The organism is Agrilactobacillus yilanensis (assembly GCF_003946725.1).
GTDB lineage: Bacteria > Bacillota > Bacilli > Lactobacillales > Lactobacillaceae > Agrilactobacillus > Agrilactobacillus yilanensis.
The window spans coordinates 246899-267950 of the sequence record NZ_RHOY01000001.1 but is presented as its reverse complement, the minus strand read 5'-3'; the positions used below and the strand labels follow the sequence as shown (position 1 = coordinate 267950).

Here is a 21052-nt window from a genome sequence, read left to right as displayed (position 1 = left end):
TATCAAAATTAATTTGTGATATATTGATGATAAATAGATTAGATATGTTATATAAAATCGTCATAAAACCAGGGGGAGGTTTTCATTTTGAGTAACAAAATAGACCAAAATCAAGTGTTGGCACAGCCGTATGAGCATTACAAGATGTATAAAGATGGCAAAAAGTGGGTGTTCGCCAGCATCACAGCCCTGAGTTTGGGCTTATCGTTGGCCATTGCACCAGAGCAGACACAAGCCGCAGAAACTACAAACGCCGCAGAAAATACGACATTGGTAACTGGAGACAACCAAAATTCGGAAATAACTGGTTCTGAAACGCCAACAGAACAAGAAGCTGGTACAAATGAAACACCAGCCACTGATCCATCAGCAACGCCTGAACCCGAAAAAACAGACGAGACCATTTCTACTGCAAAAACAGCGGCTGATTTAGAAAACACTTATCAAGATGCCAAAGATCAAACCGACACGGCTAATGACGCAGCTACAGCAGCGGATGACAGTTTAACGAACTTAAAAGCCTTGTTAGATACTCCGGATTTGACCAGCCAAGACAATTGGCAAGAGAATTTGCAAGCAGCTTTAAAAGATTACCAAGAAAAAGCAGCTGCTTTTAACGGTACACTCACGGGTACAGATGAAACTGTGGCCACATATCAAAAAGCCATTGATGCGCTGATCGCCAGCAAACCTAACGCTGTCGAGCAAGTGACGCAAGGAGATACTACCACTGGGACAACAATTGAGGATTACAATAAATTGGCTGAAGCTTATCAAAAGCAAGTAACGGAACAATTAGCACAAATTCAAACCAAGTTGGATAATTACGATACTGGTACGGCGGTGAATACCGCCCAAGGTAAGCTGGAAGCGGCTGCAGAAGCCTTGAACACCGAAATTGCCAGTGATGAGGTGTCGGTTGCTCAATTAACCACTTTAAAGGACGCTTATGACACGGCATTAGCTGCTTATAATACCGCTGTTGACGCCTATAATGCCAAAGTAGCCGAAGAAAACCAGCTGTCAAAAGTTGAAACCAATGCTACTGATGGCACTGACACAACTAAGAATCCTAGTGAGGCCGCTTTTGAGCAGTTGAAACAGTATTTAGCCACACAAGAAAGTTACAATGCTGCTAAAGACGCCTACGACGATACCGCTGACAAGGCGGACACGGTAACTGAAAATTTGACAGCTTGGAAAAAAGCGGTAGCTGATTATAATGCCGCCCTTGATAAACTACAAATTGATTTTTCTGACTTGCAATCTGCTGACACAACTAATATTGATACTGCTAAAGCAACTGTTACTGATGCAGCAGATGCGGCCGTCAAAGCTAAGGCTGCTTATCAAGACACTTTAACTACAGGTGATGCGGCTCAAATTAAAACAGCAACTGAAGCTTACGGTAAGGCAATCGAAGCTTTAAAAGATGGGGTTGCTAGTTGGAACGACGCTTATGACACTTATTTAAAGGCTGTGGCCGATAATGGAGCAACGGATACTTCAGCCAAATTACCAGATTTATCAAAATTATCAGATTTAGGCATGGCAGTTACTGGTGCAGAAGATAATTTGAAAGGCTCTGTCGATGAATTAATCAAGAGCAAAGATGCTTACCAAACAGCGCTAAAAACTTATCAAGATGCTTTAACAGCTAGTGGCAGAGACTTAACTGCAGCAACCGGCGATATGCCAGATTTGGCTGCGTTACAAACGAGTTTATCCGATCAATTTACAGCTAATAACCAAGCAATGGCCAGCGCTGAAAAATTAGTCGCCGTCAAAAAGGCTGAACGGGCTTTGCAGCAACGGGTGAATGAAATTAACGGTTACGTCAACGGCCTTAACAATACGGCGGACGTTTGGAAAGCCACGGCAGATGCAGCCGCTGGCACCGGTCAATGGGGGATATTAGCCGCCAGCTTGAAATTAATCAGCGACAACTATCTAACGACTGGTTATGGGTATCAAGACGCAGTTAATGGCTCAAAGACAACTGTTGGTCAGGAGACCAAAGAAAATGAAAATGACGTTGGTGGGACTTATGATCAGTTAACAGCCAAAACCACGACACCGGAAGACCCAACCAGCTACGAGGCTTTAGTGACCGCTTATCTTGATAGTATTGAGGATTATAATAAAGTTGCCAAAGATGACCTAAAGGCGGCAGCCTACACAGGCGCTGGAGATGTCAGCGGTAATGCTAGTGCTTTTCAAACTTCTATGACTGGTTTTCAAGATGCTTATAATGGGTTGCAATCGCAATTAGCCAATGAAACACCAAATGAAGCGCGAAATGATGAGGCTAAGAATAGCTTGAAGACCGCAGATAAAATGTCTACGGATGGTAGCGCTGCTGAACCTGGCGATAAAGGTAGAAATTTGAATGTTCAAGATATGCTCCAATTATTAGGTCGAAGCCTCAGTGATTTTGTTAATTTTAATCCAGACGAAGCAGAAGGTGTTTATAATAATCTTGATTGGGATACGCGTACCTTAGCTCTAGCTGAAAATTATGGTGAACTAACTAGAGTTACAGATGAAAATGGGACCTACTATCAACTGACTGATGTCGGCCAAAACAAATGGGAAACCAGCTTTAGAGAACATTTAGCACCGAGTATCACCCAAGATGGCGTGACTTATAAATTAACGGGCTTGTATATCCCAGGTACGGATTTGTCAGGAATGAAAGAGAATCCCGGCACGTTAGATGGTATTTATACCTTTACCACGGCTGATCCCATTACTGAATTCTTCACTGTTTTTAAAGGTGCACCGTTAAACCTCCAGAACAACATGAACTTTTATTTCTACTATGTTGCTGTACCCACTGATTTAGCAGAGACTAAAACGGATGACAGTGGTGAGGAAAAAACAGTTTCAAAGATTGACATGCCAGGTGCAACGGCCATTGTTGACTTAACAGCCGTGAAAACAGACTTAAGCTTAAGCGCCGAGGGCAGTGTTGGGACGATTCCAACAGTGAACGTAGCTTCGCCAGAACTTGGTACTTACCTCGCTGGGGAGACGGTCGATACGGCCTTAGGAAATGTAGAGATTGATCAAGCACCGCAATTGACTTTGAATCATGTGAAAAAAACGAATCCGGTAGTTCCAGATAATCCAGATGAGGGGGATCCGGTTGGACCGATAAATCCAACAACACCGGATAATCCAACAGATCCAGACACCCCGACAACACCAGATAATCCAACAGATCCGGATACATCAACGGATCCAGAGACCCCAACAACACCGGATACACCAACAGATCCAAACACACCGGACACACCGGAACAACCAGAGACAGACAACAATGTCACGAACAATGAGACGGTAAGTAACCCGCATACAGGTAATAACTGGGCTAACCATAATTACACGAATTACACGAGTCATGGCACAGCTGGTAAGACAGCAACGGCCACTAAGACAGCAACGGCCACTAAGGCAGGGATTGTGCAAGCGGCAACGAATCAGGATACAAAAGCAGCCAACTTGCCACAAACCGGTGAAGCCCATGACCGTAAAACGTTACAACTTGTGGGGACAGCATTATTATCCGTTGCCATTTTAGGCGGGGCAGTGCTCTTAGGTAAACGACGGAAAGCTTAAAAAAATAAAAAGCGAAATCTTTGACCTGACTTTAAGATAACTATAGAATAGACCTGAAAAGTGACGTGAGACGTTACACAAAGGTCTATTTTTTTTATGACTTTCCTTGTTATAGTACAACATCTTGTTAGTTTAACTGAATATTTTTTAGATATAACAAGATTTGATATATTTTTGGCATAACAACTTGTAAAATTTTGACAATTTGCGATTTTATTTCACAATCTGAAGGGCGGGTGATTGGTCGATAATTTTCGAATATTTTCTCATAATTAAAATATTTTTTTAGGGAATCCCCTCGGTTTTTACCAAGAAAGGACGAATTTCCAGTGCAGATCCGAAAATAGCGTCAACTGGTGGACGACGGCCAATTCCTACAGCTAGTTATGTGAAATAAGTAACTTAGCCGATAAGCCACAACAAAACGCTATTTATCAAGACAATTGTCGAAAATCAGCGGGCAGGCAGCAAATTAACGGACAGCAACGGCAGATTTTTAAATCTATTCGTATTTTAATCTTTTTCACATTTTTCATAAATAAAAAGTTGACTATTTTTGGAAGCGTTTTATAATAAAATGGAGCAAAAAAATTTAGCTTCCAAAAAATTTGTTTAGATTACAAATTCAAACTAAAATTTTGTGCGAGGTAAACCTTATGAATCCTATGATCGGAAAGGGGTCAGGAACTGGTACAGTCGCAAGATATGACCGGTGTTCAACGATCGTCGTTACTGTGTTCTACAGATCGTAAACTACAAGCGCTGCTACAGGATCAATGGCCATAAGGATTACCGCAGATCAATCAATCCATTGTCAGACAACTACCCGCAACGGTTTTCGTGAGGAAAGGCTGTTTATATTTTTCAGGGGTTTGGCAATGTTGTCGTTGACCAATTGGGGGTCGGCGGCATGTGGGCAGTTCGTTGATTGATTTAGTCGCGATATTGTGCCGGGTCAAAATATCGCAATCGCTTGTGTGCCGCTTATGGCCGTACTTGATCACGGGTCGAACTTTTTGTAATTCAAGTAAGGTTTATAACGACAGTTAATAATCGAAATTTTGGCGGTAACGTCTACGACTTACAACCTCGGCTTAAATTTCAACGCAACCAACGTGTATAGGGGTGGAGATTTGAATACAAGCATGTTTTCAACAAATGAAGTTATTGAAACTTTTGCGACTAAGACCGCAAAAACTAAAAAAGATTTGCCATTTGGCAGACAGTTGTTATTAGGGATCATGGCAGGGGCTTTTATTGCCATTGGTTATTTAGCATTTGTCAGAGTTTCTGGTGTTTTACCTAAGGCATGGGGCAGCTTTGGCACCTTTTTAGGGGCTTGTCTATTCCCCATGGGGCTGTTAGCCATTACGTTTGTCGGCGGCGAGTTGGTCACAGGCAATATGATGGTGTTAACTTTTGGCTTTTTGGAAAAACAAGTTAAATTTTACGAATTAATCAAGAATTGGATTTTAGTGTTGCTTGCCAATTGTATCGGCGGCGCTTTAGTGGCGTTTTTCTTTGGCCATGTGGTGGGCTTAACGCAAGGTGCTTTTGCGGCGAAGACGATTGCTGTGGCGAGTGCTAAGCTGGCGGATACACCGACGATGATGATTGTGTCTGGTGTCGGCTGTAATATGCTGGTGGGGATGTCTATCTTCTTTGGGGCAATGAGCAAGGATTTTATTGGTAAGTTAATTGGTGTTTGGTTCCCGATTATGATTTTTGTTGTCTGCGGGTTCCAGCACGTGGTGGCCAACGCTTTCATCTTAACTGCCGGCGCACTTGCTGGTGGTGGTTTCACGGTGGCGGCAATGGTCCAAAATATTTTATTTGTTTTTATTGGCAATATGATCGGCGGCTCTTTATGTTTGGCGGTACCGGTATATTATGCGAATCGCAAACCGAATCCAGCACTGCATCCTGGGCACGCTAATCCTAAGGCACAAGTGGTTACTATGAAGGAACAAGCAAAATAAGGGGTCATAATCATGACAGCAGTTCAAACACAATGGCATTTGCCACAGATGATTCAAATTGGGTCTACTGGTCGTAACAGCGGTAAAACAATGGTGGCCAGAGCCTTAATTCAACGGTTCAAAGGGACACAGCCAATTTATGCGCTTAAAGTCATTACGATCACCGGCCAGCGGGGCCAATGTCAGCGGGGCGGTGTGGGGTGCGGTATTTGCACCAGCATTGATGATGGTTTTGAACTGATTGAAGAGACCAATACGTTAGGTGCTAAAGATACAATGATGTTGCTGCAGGCTGGCAGTACAAAGGTGTTTTTATTAAAGGCATTTGAAGACCATCTTTTAGATGGCTTCAAGGCTTTTGTTGACCAAGTGCCAGCTGATGGCCTCATCATTTGCGAATCCAATTCACTTAGAGAATATATTCAACCTGGTTTGTTCATTATGATGGACAACCAAAAGCGGCGGCAAAAACCTACAGCAGCAGCGGTTTATCAAAAGGCAGATTTGATTTTGTCAGATGTGGATGATCCACAGTTAGCCCAAGTAGCGTTTCATCAGACGGCCCGCCAAGCACCGCAAGTATTTTTGACTTAAAAGATTGCGGCTAATAAGGAGGACAATTATGGCAACTTTACCTGTTGAAGAAAAAATCGCCATTATTAATCATTACGATGCTAATCCAGAGCAGGCATTAAATATTCTTGTAGATTTACAGTTTGCTTCTGCGGATGGCTATATTGATCAGGAGACGGCGCAATTAGTCGCTGATTATTTGGGCATGACTGAGACTAGAATTTATGAAATTATCAGTTTTTATGCCATTTTAAAGGAACAGCCCCAAGCCCGTTATGTGTTAAAGATTTGTAATAGCTCACCTTGTCATTTTTCTGGGGAAAGAGCAGTGAGCACGGGTTTAAAGCAGATATTAGATGTTAACGAAAACGAAACAACGGCTGATGGTATGTTTATGTATCATGGCATCCCTTGTGTGGGTGCTTGTGCCCAGGCGCCATTTGTGAAGATCAAGGAACGGGTTTTTGCCAATTTGACTTTTGAAAAATTGGAAGCGTTAATTGTTGATTTACGGGCAGGTCGTTATCCAGAATTGTAAGGAGGTGTCGTCATGGCAGCAAATGATAATGTATTAATGGCCCGCTTTGGCCAATATATTGATGCAACAGATGTGCAGGCTTATTGTAAACAAGAGGGTTATGAAGGGCTCAAGCACGTGGTTAGTTTGGCAGAACCCGCTGACTTTTTAGACGAATTAGATACCGCCATGCTACGGGGCCGCGGTGGTGCGGGTTATCCGTTAGGTAAAAAATGGCGCCATTTATTTTATAGTGAAAACGATCCCAAATATATCGTCTGTAACGCTGACGAAGGGGAACCGGGGACGTTTAAAGACAAGGCCTTACTGGAATATGATCCGTTGGCTGTAATTGAAGGGATGACCATCGCGGGTTATATGTTCGGCTCACCCCAAGGTTATATTTATATTCGTGGTGAATACCGTAACTTACATAGACGGTTTACCCAAGCGTTAGAGCATGCCCGTCAGGCGAATTTCTTAGGTGAAAATATCCTAGGGGTGGCTGGCTTTAATTATGATATTAAAATTATTTCTGGTGCCGGGGCTTATGTGTGTGGCGAAAACTCGGCATTATTGAATTCCATTGAAGGTAAGACTGGTCGGCCGCGGGTAAAACCACCGCATTTGGCGGATGTGGGCTTATATCAAAAACCAACTTTGGTAAATAATGTGGAATCTTATGCGGATGTTCCAGTGATTGCTCGAATGGGCGGTCAGGCCTTTTTGGACTTAGGGACTGAAGATGGCGGCGGGACGAAGTTAATTTGTTTGTCCGGTCATGTGAAAAATCGGGGCCTTTATGAAGTTAAATTAGGTACGCCGATTCATGAGATTTTGTATTCTCCAAATTATGGCGGCGGCAGCAGTACGGGCCGGCCGTTGAAATTCATTCACTTTGGCGGTCAGTCTGGGCCGATCGGTGGGGTGGCTGAATTAGATGATTGTGCTTATTCCTATGATGGGTTAAGTGCCCATGATTTAACGATTGGTTCTGGGGCGATTGTGGTCATGGATGATAGCGTGAATATGGTGGATTATTTAACCAGTGTGGCGGAATTTTTTGCCCATGAATCTTGTGGGAAGTGTACCCCTTGCCGGATTGGCAGTCTGCGGATTTTGGAAACGTTACAATTATTCCAACGCCGGGATGCTGTACCGGGTGATTTAGAAGTCTTTGAATCTATGCTGACGCATGTGACGCAATTATCGGCTTGTGGTTTAGGCCAGTCGATTGCCACGTCAATGGTCAGCGGCATGGCACTTTGTCCAGATGAATTTGAACAAGCCATCAACTGGGCTTTGCCAAAACGACAGGAGGTTTCGTGGTAATGGACACAAAAACACCAACGCAAACAGTGACGTTAACCATTGATGATCAAAACGTGACGGTGCCTAAAGGGACAACGTTGTTAAAGGCAGCCACGGAAGTTGGTATTGAAATTCCAACGTTATGTCATTTGAAAGAATTATCACCGGATGGCTCTTGCCGGATGTGCATGGTTGAAGTAGAAGGCGGCCGCAAAGGCGGTTTAGTAACGGCTTGTACGGCCCATGCAGCAGACGGGATGGTTATTCATACACAAAATAAAAAGGTCCGGGATTCACGCCGGTTTGTTTTAGATTTGTTATTAAGCAATCACAAAATTGACTGTTTTAATTGTGCGGCCAATGGGGATTGTAAGTTACAAGATTACTCAATAGAATATGGTTTGACGGGGACGAGCTTCCATGGTCGCCGCCAACCGGCTAATAAGATTGATCATAGCAATCCATTTTTTGATTATGATCCAGAAAAATGTATCATGTGCCGCCGCTGTTCACGGGTTTGTGAATTACGGCAAGGTCGGGATGTGATCAGTATTGCCAAGCGGGGCTTTGATACGAAGATGATGCCATCTTATGGCGAAGCTTGGGATGAATCTAATTGCGAATCTTGCGGAAACTGTGTTTCAGTTTGTCCAACTGGGGCGTTGACGGCTAAAGATCATAAAAACTACCGGGATTGGGAAACGAAAAAGATTCAAACGACTTGTCCGCATTGTGGGACTGGCTGTCAAGTGAACTTGGTGGTTAAAGGCAATAAGATCGTCGGTGCGGAACCAGCCAATGGCCCGGCGAATAAGAATTTGCTTTGTGTCAAAGGAAAGTTTGCGTCTTACAAGTTTGTGGGTTCTGACGATCGTTTGACGACACCGTTGATTAAGCGGGATGGTCAATTTGTCGAAGCCACTTGGGATGAAGCGTTAACATTAGTGGCTGACAAGTTCACGGCATTGAAGCAGGCCCATGGCGGCGACAGCTTAGCTGGTTTTTCTTGCTCCCGGTCGATTAATGAAGATAACTTTGTCTTTGAAAAGATGGTCCGGACTGCGTTTGAAACTAACAATGTGGATAACTGTGCTCGGGTTTGTCACTCGGCAACGGTTCATGGTTTAGCTCAAACTCTTGGCAGTGGGGCGATGACCAATACGATTGAAGATATTACAACGGATGTGGATGCGATTTTATTGGTGGGGTCTAATCCCACTGAAGCCCATCCGGTAATTGGGTCGCAAATTCGCCAAGCAGTACAGCATGGGGCACAATTAGTTGTGGCCGATCCAAGAAAGATTGATTTGGTCCATAATGCCAAGTTGCACTTGCAGGTTAAGGGTGGTACCAATGTGGCTCTTGCCAATGGTCTGATGAATGTTATTATTAATGAAGGGTTAGCTGATGAAGCCTTTATCGCCCAACGGACGGAAGGTTATGAAGCATTAAAGGCGATGGTTGCCGATTATACGCCAGAAGTGGTGGCTGAGATTTGTGAGATCGAACCAGAAGCGATTGTGCAAGCAGCTCGGATTTATGCCAATGCTAAAAAAGCACCGATTATTTATTGCCTAGGCGTTACGGAGCACTCTACCGGGACGGAAGGCGTTATGAGCATGTCCAACTTAGCGATGTTAGTGGGTAAGATTGGTAAGCCTGGCTGCGGGGTAAATCCGCTGCGGGGCCAAAACAATGTGCAAGGCGCTTGTGATATGGGTTGTTCACCATTTGATTTCCCAGGTTATCAAAAAGTAGCCAACCAAGATGTGGTGCATAAATTTGAAAAGGCTTGGGGGACGACGTTAAATCCAAAAATCGGCTTAACGTCTACGCAAGTTTTACCTGCCGCTATTCGCGGGGATATCAAGGGCTTATACATTTTTGGGGAAGATCCAATTGTGACCGATCCGGATACGAGTCATGTGCGTAAAGCGTTAGAAAACTTGGACTTCTTAGTTGTTCAAGAGTTGTTCATGACGGAAACAGCGGCTTATGCGGATGTTATTTTACCGGGTATTAGCTTCGCTGAAAAAGATGGGACGTTCACGAATACAGAACGCCGGGTGCAACGGGTGCGCAAGGCGGTTGAACCAAGAGGTTTGGCACGAGAAGATTTTGCGGTCTTTGCGGAAGTGGCTACTCGGATGGGCCAACCAATGGCTTATGATTCTGCCAGCGATATTATGGATGAGATTGCGCAATTATTGCCAACTTTTGGTGGTATTAACTTTAAGCGCTTAGAGAATCCGAATGGTTTGCAATGGCCTTGTCGGGATCAAGATGATCCAGGGACGCCAATTATGCACGTGGGTGAATTTTCACGGGGCAAGGGCTTGTTCATGGCAATTCCTTACAAGCCTGCCAAAGAGCTGCCAGATGATGCTTATCCATACATGATGTCCACTGGCCGGATGCTTTATCATTATAATACCCGGGCTATGACTGGCCGAACTGAAGGGATTAATCAAATATCAGATCATTCTTATATCGAGATCAACTATGAAGATGCCAATCATTTAGGCATCAAGGATGGGGACAAGGTTAAGGTAAGTTCTCGCCGGGGGTCAATTGAAACTTATGCGGCTGTGGGCGATCGTGTAATGGCTGATTCTGTGTTCATGACGTTCCATTTCCCAGATGGTAATGTTAATGAGATTACAAATGCTGTTTTTGATGATATTGCGATTATTCCTGAATACAAGGTCTGCGCCGTAGCTATTGAACCTATTAATTCATAGGTATAAAGGAAAAGAGGCGAGCGACCATGATTGAATTAGAGCAGGCTCTTGCTTTAATCAAACAGCAAATAACTGTGCAGGAAAACACGGTGGTCGTAACGTTACCTGAGGCTTTGGGCCGGGTGACGAGTTCAGAAATTGTCGCAAAAACGGCAGTTCCAAATTTTGCTCGATCTGGTATGGATGGTTATGCCATTTTTGCGGCAGATACACATACTGCGAGTCCGCAAACGCCAGTGACCTTAAAAGTTTTGGGGACGGTATTGGCTGGCGAGGCGGTTGACCAATACCATGCTCAGCCGGGAACCGCTGTTAAGATCATGACCGGGGCGCCAATCCCTGATGGTTATGATGCGGTGGTTCGACAGGAATTAACGGATTACGGCACGGAAACGGTGACGATAACCCGGGCAATGACAAAGGGTAAGAACTTTGGACCAATTGGTGAAGATGTGGCTCAAGGTCAAGTTATTTTTCCAAAATATACGTATTTGACTTGTGATAGTCTGGCGGTTTTAGCGAGTTTAGGCTATGATTCTGTCTCGGTATTACAACCTATCCGGGTCGGTTTGATTGCCACTGGTAATGAACTGGCTACGCCTGGACAACCTTTAGCAACAGGTCAAATCTACAATAGTTCAATGTATGCGATTGCGGCACGTATTCGCCAAAGCGGTGGTGTCGTGGTATTTCAAGAGATTTGTCAAGATGATCCTCAGGCTTTAGCCCAGTTATTAACGGATTATCGTGATGCGGTGGATGTATTCCTGACGACTGGCGGGGTTTCTGTTGGGGTCAAGGATTTTGTACCGCAAGTTATTGAGTCAATTGGCGGTAAGCCGTTGTTTCACAATGTTTACTTTAAGCCGGGGACACCGGTGATGGGTTCTGTTTGGCAAGATAAAGTGATCTTATCTTTGTCGGGCAATCCTTTCGCAGCAATTGTGAATTTTCAATTACTTTACTGGCCGTTATTAGCGGCATTTATGAATAATCACCATTTTGATTTGAAGCGTGGTCAAGGCAAGATTGTGGCTGGGCAGATGAAGTCCAGTAAGTTGCCCCGCTATGTTCGGGGGGATCAAGATCATGGTGCCATTCGCATCCCAGCTAACGGGCATCAGTCTTCGGTTCTGCACAATGTGGTGGCGCATAATTGTCTGATCTGTCAACCACCGGATCAAGCGTTGTCGGTGGGGGATGAAGTGACTTATTTGGAATGGCGTTAAGGCGGGTAGTACCTTTTTTCTAATGTAGTGTTAAATAATTGTTTATATATAAATAGGCGGCTAGATCAAAAGTTGATTTTGATCTGGCCGCCTGTTTTTTTGAAATGCGCTCACTAGAGCAAAGCTCTCGCCTTGTCCGTGGTTGTCTTCTGAAACGCGCTCACCAACACTGATTTCTGCGCCTAGCTACGTCTAACTTGTAAGCAAAGTACGCTCACGGCGTTAGCCTAGGCTATGCTCAAAATCAACCCGTCTTTGGTCACGCTCTAATAGCCTCTGTCCATTTCATATAGTTGTTTGAAGTGTTCGTTTTCTTCATAAAGTTTGTGTGGGTTGCCTTGCATTTCGATTTGGCCTTCACTTAAAAAGACTAATTGGTCTACTAATTCGACGCCTTGTAGATGATGGGTGATCCAGATAATTGTTTTATCATTTAGGAGGGTGAAGAAGGTTTCCAAGAGTTCTTGTTCGGTGATTGGGTCTAGGCCAACGGTGGGTTCGTCCAGTAAGACGATGGGGGTGTCTTGTAATAGGATGCGGGCGAGGGCAATACGTTGCCGTTCCCCGCCGGAGAAGCGATTGCCGGCTTCTTGGACGATGGTGTTGTATTGGTCGGGTAGGGCTTCAATTTTATCTTTTAGATTTACTTTGTCTAAGACGGCTTTAACGGCGTCATCACTGGCTTGTTCGTTCCCCATGCGGACGTTGTTCATGATGGTGGTGTCAAATAAGAAGGGTTTTTGATTTAAGACGGAGAATAGTTTTGAGCGGTCGTTTTGTAAGGCTGAGATGTCGATGTTGTCTACTAAAACGTTGCCGTGTTGTGGGGTTAGGTCGCCTAGGATCAGCTGCAGTAGGGTGGTTTTTCCGGTGCCGCTGGGGCCTAGGACGGCCATTTTTTCGCCTTTCTTTAAGGTTTGATTAAAGTGGTTAATTAGTAATGGCGAGTCGGCGTCATATTCAAAGGTTAGATCTTTTAAGGTCAGTTGCTGGAATTTTTCCGGTTGGCTTGCGACTTGTTCCGGTAGTGGCCGGGTGGGGACTTTTAAGTCGTTGAGCCGGGCAACGGAGTCTGAATAGATGGGCAATTCGTCAAAGCCGGCGCTGATGGGGATGAAGGCGTCAGATAGTGGGAAGATGGCCAAGACAAAGGCGCTGACGAAATTTGCTTGGGCTTGATTGGCGGTGAGATGCAGGTTGGTAAAGATGATCAGCACAATGGCGATGATTAGGAAGACAACTTGCAGGCCAAAATCTCGGCTCCAGCCAAAGTGCTTACTTTTTAATTGGGAGGCTCGGAGTTTTTCCAAGGCGGGTTTGGGCCGGTTGATGAAGTCTTGGTGGCGACCGGAGATAACCCAGTCGGCGGCGCCTAAGATGTTGTCGGTGAGGTCTACGTAGAGTTGGTTGTTGATGCTTTTTTGCCGGTAACGGCGGGCGCCTTCGATGTTCACGGAGATGAGGGGGACTAAAATGATTTCAATGGCAAACAGCAGTAATAAGATGAGGCCGTAAAACCAATTTAAGATGCCCATGATGACGATGATGATGAAGGCGAGGATGTAGCCGACGATGGTGGGGAAGATGGTGCGTAAGTAAAGGTTTTGTAAATGGCCCAGGTCATCGGCTAGGATGCCTAAAATGTCGCCGGTGCGGTGGTGTTCTTCAAAAAAGGCGGCGTCTTTTTCTAAAACGTGGTACAGTCGGCGCCGTAAGTCAGAGGTGACCCGCAAGACCCAATTATGGCTGCGCAGGCGTTCTAGATATTTGAAGACAGGGCGGCCAATCCCAAAGGCTCTGGTTAAAACAACGGCGGCGTAGATCAGCAGGATGTTGTAGGGATGGGTGGCGGATTTGTCAATGACATACCCGGAGGTGAACATTAAAGCGGCGGCGCAAATGGCGGTTAGGACGCCAAAAAATAGTGAGAAGAATAGTAAAGATCGGTAACGGCGTAAGTAGGGTTTGACCCAGGTGTCCCGTTGCATTAAAGCTTTAAATTTTTTCATTAGATGGTCACCCGCCTTTGCATGTGTTGTGTTAATTCTTGGTATTCGCCGGCAATGTCCGCAAGTTCTGTCGGGGTGCCTTGTTGGACAAGGCGGCCGTCTTTCATAACCAGGATGTAGTCCATTTCTTTAAGCCAATGGAGGCGGTGGGTGGCAAATAAGACGAGGTGCTGTTCAAACAGCGGTTTCATGGTGGCTTTTAAGGCGTATTCGGTTTCGATGTCCAAATGCGCTGTGGGTTCATCAAACATGAGAATGTGCCGATTTTGGTCTAAGAAGGCCCGAGCTAATGCGATTCGTTGAGCTTGACCGCCACTGATTCCCCGGCCGCCTTCACCGACTTTCGTTTCAAAGCCATCTTTTAAAGAGTGGATAAAGTCTGTTAAACCGGCTTTTTCAGCGGCTTGAACGACGGCTTCATCACTGGCTTCGGGAAGATAAAAGCGAATATTATTGGCGATGGTGTCCGCAAATAAGTATGGAAATTGGGGGATAAAACTAAATTGTGTCTGCCAATTTTTCTGGCTCATATTTGGCAAATTTTCGCCGTTTAAAGTGAAATTATTGGTAGCGGTATCATCAGCGGTTAATGGACTTAAAAAGCCGCCTATGGTGTCTAAAAGTGTAGATTTGCCCGAACCACTCATGCCGATAATCCCTACTTTTTGGTAGCCCTTTAAAGTGAACTGAATATCCGTTAAATCAGTAGGCTGTTTTGGATCGGGGGCGTATTGCAAATCAAAATGATTGGCGGTTAACGTGCTGTTTTCGTCCCATTGAAAATCTGGAGCGACCGTATCGCTTTGGGCCACGGTAGGCCGGTCGATAATATCCAAAATATCGGTCATGGCGTTTTTACCGTTCAAGGTGGCGTGGTAGTCATTACCAAAATCCCGAATAGGCAAGAAAAATTCAGGGGCTAAAATTAAGGCCACTAGCGCTGGAAATAATGGAATCGAGCCGCCAATTAGGCCCAGACCTAGGAATAGGGCTAATAAGGCAATGGATAAGGTGGTGAACCAGTCTAAGGCAAAAGTTGACAGAATCGCGATTTTTAGCGTGTCCATTGTGCTGCGGCGATAGTCTTCGCTGACGCTGTAAACGTTAGATTCATAGCGTTCAGACAAACCTAGAAATTTTAAAGTGGAGAGGCCCCGCAAGGCGTTGACAAAATGGTTGGATAATTTCAAAAAGCCGGCGTACTGCTGATCGGCTTTGTCCTGGGCCGCGAAGCCTAAAAGGATCATGAATAGGATAACGACGGGGAAGACTAGGGTTAAGATGAGCCCTGAGCGGACGCTATGGAAGTAGATGTAGATTAAAATCATCCAAGGAATGATGAACATGTCCATCACTTTGGCGAAGATTAAATTAAAATAATTATAGACGTTATTAATGCCATCTAGGGCGACGGTGACCAGTTTGCCGGTACCACTTTGCGCCACGTCGTTACTGCCGGCAACGTAAACTTTGTCTAATAGCTGTTGCCGCATGTCATTGCTGGCTTTGTCGGCGTAACGGTCTAAAATAATATTTTTGATCCAGATGAAGAGCTGCCGGCACAAAAAAGCGATAGCAAAGAGGATGGTGCCGGTTGTTAGTGTATTTAAAGGCTGTTGCCGCCAGGAAAGCACTAAAACAGAGGTTAAGTAATGTGCTTGCATGATGATTGCGCCGCCTTGAAGGAGGGTCAAAAGGGCCGCAACGATTAAAACTGGGGTAACGCCGGGAAGCTTGAATAAACGTTTGTCGATCATAAAATCACACCTTTTTTGACACAACAGCAAAAGAGCAGCCGCAACAAAACGATATATGCTTTGTTACCAGCCGCTCTTAAGATGCGTGGTTAATTGTTTCGTGTTTAATTAAGAATTAAGCTTTAGATTTAACGCGACGTTTGAAGACAAAGAATGTCCAAATGAAGTAAATCAGCATAATTGGCAATAGGATACAAGCCACGATTGTCATAATTTTTAAAGTATAAGGTGATGCAGCGGCATCTTTAATCAATAAACTGTTGGCTGGATTGTCAGCAATTAGAACCCGTGGGAAGAGGCCGTTGAATAAGAGGACAACGATTGCCCCTAAAGTCAAACCGCTGGTAATAAAGGAAATGCCTTCGCGGTCGGCAAATGCCCCGTACATGGAAATTGCTGAAAGTGCCACGATAATGATTAAGATGATCCATGTGGACAAGGTCCGAAGTTGGAAGAAGTCCGTGAAGATTGCTAATAAGATAACAAAGGCAATTTCACCGGCAAAGAGCACGTAATAAAGTTTTTCAACTAAATTTCTAGCCCGGCGGCGCATGTTGCCGTCAATTTTTAACCGGATAAAGTTTAAGCCGTGGATTAAGCAAAGTAAGGTTACGGCAATCCCACCAACGATAGATAATAAGTTAACATTATCTAAGAAGCCAGCGTAGATATCACCTTTGCCGTCCATTGGCAAGCCTTGAATCAAACTGGTGAACATCATCCCTAATAAGAATGGTGCCACAGTACTACCGATACATAATGCCCAATACCAGAAGCGACGGCCGCCTGCAGTATCTGCGTTAGCAGAAAATTCAAACGAAACACCTCTAAAGATTAAGGCAACTAGGGTTAAGAATAAGAGAATATAGTAACCAGAAAATAGGCTGGCGTACCAAAGTGGGAAGGAGGCAAACATTGCCCCACCAGCAGTGATCAGCCAAACTTCATTACCATCCCAGTGTGGGCCGATGGTGGCGATTAATGCTTCACGTTCATCGTCATCTCTAGCCAATAGACGTGTGGACATCCCTACACCGAAGTCAAAGCCTTCCAGGAAGAAGAAGCCAATAAATAGAACACAGATTAAAATGAACCATAATAGTTGTAAAGCGGTCATGCCCCAAACGCCTCCTTACTAAACGGATCAGAATCGGCACTCTTGCCGTAAGCCATATCCAAGTTGTCTGGGCCTTTGATCATGATCTTTCTAGAGTAGAAGACCATAATGGCACCCATTAATGAGAACATTAAGAAGTAAACGATATTTGTAAACCACATCTGACCAACGGTTGTTGTTGGAGAAACCCCATCAGCAATGGTTTGTAAGCCGTAAACTAACCAAGGATAACGACCGAATTCAGTAATGAACCAACCAGCGGAGTTAAAGACAAATGGGGTGTAAGTTGCGATCCCCAAAATCCATAAGAAGCCCCGTCTGTTTTCGATCTTGCTATTTTTACCGGTCATAGCCAAGCCGATAATTGCTAACAGCAGCAGTAATGCTGAGCCGCCAGCCATCACTCTGAAGCTCCAGAATAACGTCTTGACCGGTACATAGTAATTCATATCAGACCCATATTTCTTATCATATTTTGCGTGGAATTCTTTGTTCAAGGAATTCATCCCTTGAACACTCCCAGTTGTCTTATGATAAGCTAGAATACTTAAAGCTTTTGGAATTTCAATGGAACTTTTGACTTCGTGTTTATCGGTATCAAAAGTACCAATGACCGTCCAATCTGCAGACTTACCGGTATCTTTGTAGAGCCCTTCAGTTGCTGCGAATTTCATTGGTTGATCTTGAATAATCCGTTGTGTCTGGAAGTCACCAGCAATAATGACAGCGATTCCAGAGAATAGCATAACCCAAAGACCAACGCGCATAGATTTTTTGAAGAAGTGATTGCTGTGTTTTCTAAGTAAGCCAAAAGCAGCGATCCCAGTTACAACCGTTGCGGCCGTTAAAATAGCCCCGGTAATAACGTGTGGGAACACATTCCATAGTTGCGGATTGCTGACAATTGCCCCAAAGCTTGTCATTTTAACACGTCCAGTGCTGGCATTAATTGCAAAGCCAGTTGGATGTTGCATGAAGCTGTTGGCTGCCAAAATCCAAATTGCGGAAAGCATGGAACCTAACATTGTCAGCCAAATAAAGATAACGTGCGTCTTTGGCTTGAAGCGATTCCAAGTGAACATCCAGATACCGATGAAGACAGATTCCATGAAGAACGCTAATAAGGCTTCAATTGCTAATGGGGCCCCAAAAATATCTCCCATGAATCTTGAATAATTAGACCAGTTCATCCCAAATTGAAATTCTTGAATAATACCTGTGACGACACCGACAGCAAAACTGAGTAAGAAGATCTTACCCCAAAACTGCGCCATCTTCTTGTAGACTTCGTTTTTCTTGACAACATACATTGTCTCCATGAGGGCCACGACAAAGGCCATCCCTATGGAAAACGGTACAAAGAAGAAATGAAATACTGTTGTCATCGCAAATTGCCATCGGGCTAGCGATAAAACGCCAATACTCATCAACGCCATATTAAAACCCCCCTAAAATAGTTTGTGAAACAGTAATAATTTCTAGTAACTAACATCATTGTAGCCCACTAGCAAGTTTAATAGCAACTAATAACTACTCTAATCTGGAAATTAATTTTTTTATTTTTGATAAAACCTATTGAATCAGCGCTGACAGCGGTAATAAAGTGAAACTAAATTACAGACAACATAATTATAAGCAATATGATAAAATAATTAATGAGGTGGCGTCTGTGAAATCAGAAACAAAAAAGTTGACCCTTGATCAACAGTACACATTAAAACGCAAGTATAAAAAACAAAAACGCCGTAAAGCAAAACTTTATTGGCTTTGGGTGCTCACTGGTTTATTTGGGGGCTACCATTATTACTTAAAACACTACACCAAGGGTATTATCATGTCTGTAAGCTTTGTCTTTGCCCTGGCAGTAGGCTGGTTTACGTGGTACTTATTATTGGTGATTAATTTAATCTGGATGCTCCACGACTTTTGGTTTTTAAAAAGGTGGTGGCAAGCAGAAAACCGCAATATTTATCACCGTATTTGGTTAGATGTCCAGCAACAATCGAATTCAGATGGAGGTTTTATAGATGCAAAAGATTCCAAACGTGTTATTAGCGAACGGTAAGTCCATGCCCCAATTAGGTTTGGGCGTTTTTAAAGTCACAAAGGCCACAGAAGTAAAAAATGCTGTTAAATGGGCTTTGGATGCGGGCTATCGCATGATTGATACCGCTGCTTTTTATGGTAACGAAGCCTTAGTTGGCGAAGCCATTGCCGAAAGCGGTATTCCTAGAAGCGATTTATTTATTACCTCTAAGCTGTGGAATTCTGTGCGGGGTTATGATGAAACAAAGCAGGCATTTAATGAAACTTTGCAGCGCTTGCAGCTAGATTACTTGGATCTGTACTTAATTCATTGGCCGGCACCGGGGTATGTTGAATCTTGGCAAGCAATGGAAGAACTGTACGGCTTGAATAAAATAAGAGCGATTGGCGTATCTAATTTTGAAATCGAACATTTAAATGATTTGATGTCTAAAACCGCAATCACACCAATGGTAGACCAAGTAGAAACCCATCCTTATTTCCAGCAAAAAGACTTAAATAAATTTTTGACAGAACACAGTATTTATCATGAAGCTTGGGGCCCTTTAGGACAAGGTAAATCAGGCTTATTGGAAGATCCAGTATTGACGGAAATTGCCAAAGCCCATGACAAAACCGTCGCCCAAGTTGTTTTGCGCTGGCATGTACAACGCAATGAAATCGTCATTCCAAAGTCCATTCATGAAAACCGAATAAAAGAAAACATAGAAATCTTTGATTTTAAACTCTCTAAAAACGAAATGGCAAAAATTGAAGCCATCGACACCAATGAACGTAGCGGCCGCGACCCTTACGACACCGAATGGCTCGTTGAAACAAGCAGAGCGTGACAAAAGACGGGTTGATTTTGAGCATAGCCTAGGCTAACGCCGTGAGCGGGCTTTGCTTACAAGTTAGACGTAGCTAAGCGCAAAAATCAGTCTTTTGGAACGCGTTTCAAACCCAGAGCGTGAACTAGAGCGGGAAAGCCTCGAGTACTAACCTAGAATCTCGCAGGGTGTCGATAGACACGCAAGAGATTCGTAGTTAGGTGAGCGCTTTGCTCTAGTGAATGCGTTTCAGAAGCAGAGCGTGAACCAACACGGGTTGATTTCGCAATATAACCTAGGTTTGGCAGATAGTCGCTTGCGACTAGCAACAAAGCGTAGTTATATGTAGAAATCAGTGTTGGTGAACGCGTTTTAGAGCCAGAGCGTGACAAGCTACGGTTTTGACAATGCGCATAACCTAGACTTACGACATAAGCCCGAACTTGGCTTGTGAGTAAGGCGTAGTTATGTAAATTGTCAGTAGCTTGGAACGCGTTTTAGAAAACCAACATAAATCCACTTTTGGCTTATCACTATAAAAAGAGGCTAGATCAAAAATAATTTTGATCTAGCCTCTTTATTAAAATGCCTTTAACCGATGAATTAATCGAATTAAACGTTGAATATTTTCATCGGTGGTGTAGCCATCGGTGAAGAAAATGTGGTCGGTAATTTGATAGTGTTCATAGTTATCTAAAAAGTGTTCCGTTAGTTCGTTATAGATACCTTGCTTCGTTAAAACCCGCTTAGAAATTTCTAAATTATCAGAGGGCAAAACTAAGATTAATTTGGTATTATTAACTTTAGCCAAGTTCTGTAATTCTGCAATTTCTGCCACAGTAGGGGAGACGATAAAACTAGCGCCTAAATCAAAAAGACAATCATTTTTGGCGGGCATAATTTCTTGAATCGCCTGAATGGCAAACGGCTTCCAATATTGGAATAGGGCAATCATATTGTTTTGTCGGATATATTGTTCGGCCTGTCTAGGATCATAGCCATATTTGATGAAATACTGGCTGCGCGCCGTATCCAGGGAATAATAGGTGAGCTTCGTAGCTTTGGCGGCAGGTTTGCCCAGTACTGTCTTGCCAACGCCATGTGGTCCAATTAGGGCGATATTCATAAAAAAGCCTCCGCGAAATGTAATTTTAGTGCTTACTATAAGTTTAAAAGGTTTTACAGCTGTTTGCAAACAAAGCGCGCAAACTAGCGTGATTTTACACTATCATGCATTTATGAGAACTACCGCAATAAATTTGGACTTGGCAAATAAAGCACTGAGCGTTAGGTGCCTATTTTCTTTTAATGAAGACTTTTAGAATATGTAGGACTAAAGACGA

14 protein-coding genes are annotated in these 21052 nt (G+C 43.8%); 9 read left to right on the top strand and 5 right to left on the bottom strand.

The window, feature by feature from the left end:
* Nucleotides 1–87 precede the first annotated feature (87 nt).
* From EKM93_RS01250 to EKM93_RS01220, 7 genes are all read left to right on the top strand, one after another.
* Nucleotides 88–3621 carry a KxYKxGKxW signal peptide domain-containing protein gene (locus EKM93_RS01250; RefSeq protein WP_125712237.1) on the top strand — a complete coding sequence of 1178 codons (3534 nt, stop codon included), beginning with the start codon at nt 88–90 and terminating at the stop codon, nt 3619–3621.
* Nucleotides 3622–4754: 1133 nt separating this feature from the next.
* A complete protein-coding gene (locus EKM93_RS01245) occupies nt 4755–5600 on the top strand; it encodes a formate/nitrite transporter family protein (RefSeq protein ID WP_225423595.1) in 846 nt (281 codons plus the stop codon).
* Nucleotides 5601–5612: 12 nt separating this feature from the next.
* The gene (locus EKM93_RS01240; protein WP_125712235.1) at nt 5613–6194 is read left to right on the top strand and encodes a hypothetical protein; all 582 of its coding nucleotides are present in this window, start codon (nt 5613–5615) and stop codon (nt 6192–6194) included.
* A gap of 28 nt (nt 6195–6222) precedes the next feature.
* Nucleotides 6223–6711 carry an NADH-quinone oxidoreductase subunit NuoE family protein gene (locus EKM93_RS01235; protein ID WP_125712233.1) on the top strand — a complete coding sequence of 163 codons (489 nt, stop codon included), beginning with the start codon at nt 6223–6225 and terminating at the stop codon, nt 6709–6711.
* A 12-nt stretch (nt 6712–6723) separates the two neighbouring features.
* On the top strand, nt 6724–8022 hold the full coding sequence (locus EKM93_RS01230) for a complex I 51 kDa subunit family protein (protein ID WP_125712231.1): 1299 nt from the start codon (nt 6724–6726) through the stop codon (nt 8020–8022).
* On the top strand, nt 8022–10742 hold the full coding sequence (gene fdhF / locus EKM93_RS01225; protein ID WP_125712229.1) for a formate dehydrogenase subunit alpha: 2721 nt from the start codon (nt 8022–8024) through the stop codon (nt 10740–10742). The genes EKM93_RS01230 and fdhF overlap by 1 nt, the downstream gene beginning before the upstream one ends.
* 26 nt (nt 10743–10768) lie before the next feature.
* Entirely contained in the window at nt 10769–11971 is a 1203-nt protein-coding gene (locus EKM93_RS01220) for a molybdopterin molybdotransferase MoeA (protein ID WP_125712227.1), read from the top strand.
* 266 nt (nt 11972–12237) lie between these two features.
* Here EKM93_RS01220 and cydC read toward each other — a convergent pair whose 3' ends face one another.
* From cydC to EKM93_RS01200, 4 genes are all read right to left on the bottom strand, one after another.
* Nucleotides 12238–13980, bottom strand: a complete 1743-nt coding sequence (gene cydC / locus EKM93_RS01215) for a thiol reductant ABC exporter subunit CydC (RefSeq protein WP_125712225.1) — start codon at nt 13978–13980, stop codon at nt 12238–12240.
* Nucleotides 13980–15737: a thiol reductant ABC exporter subunit CydD gene (gene cydD, locus EKM93_RS01210; RefSeq protein WP_125712222.1), complete on the bottom strand. Its 1758-nt coding sequence runs from the start codon at nt 15735–15737 to the stop codon at nt 13980–13982. Before cydD ends, cydC begins: the two co-directional genes overlap by 1 nt.
* Nucleotides 15738–15852: 115 nt before the next feature.
* Complete coding sequence (cydB, locus tag EKM93_RS01205; protein WP_125712221.1) at nt 15853–16854, bottom strand: cytochrome d ubiquinol oxidase subunit II; 1002 nt, start codon at nt 16852–16854, stop codon at nt 15853–15855.
* Nucleotides 16851–18290: a cytochrome ubiquinol oxidase subunit I gene (locus EKM93_RS01200; protein WP_125712219.1), complete on the bottom strand. Its 1440-nt coding sequence runs from the start codon at nt 18288–18290 to the stop codon at nt 16851–16853. Before EKM93_RS01200 ends, cydB begins: the two co-directional genes overlap by 4 nt.
* A 233-nt stretch (nt 18291–18523) precedes the next feature.
* Between EKM93_RS01200 and EKM93_RS01195 the strand changes: the two genes are divergently transcribed.
* On the top strand, nt 18524–18919 hold the full coding sequence (locus EKM93_RS01195; RefSeq protein ID WP_125712217.1) for a hypothetical protein: 396 nt from the start codon (nt 18524–18526) through the stop codon (nt 18917–18919).
* Nucleotides 18882–19730, top strand: a complete 849-nt coding sequence (locus tag EKM93_RS01190; RefSeq protein ID WP_125712215.1) for an aldo/keto reductase — start codon at nt 18882–18884, stop codon at nt 19728–19730. Before EKM93_RS01195 ends, EKM93_RS01190 begins: the two co-directional genes overlap by 38 nt.
* Before the next feature lie 559 nt (nt 19731–20289).
* On the opposite strand, the gene EKM93_RS01185 is transcribed toward EKM93_RS01190, so the two are convergent.
* Complete coding sequence (locus EKM93_RS01185; protein WP_125712213.1) at nt 20290–20835, bottom strand: AAA family ATPase; 546 nt, start codon at nt 20833–20835, stop codon at nt 20290–20292.
* Nucleotides 20836–21052: the final 217 nt, after the last annotated feature.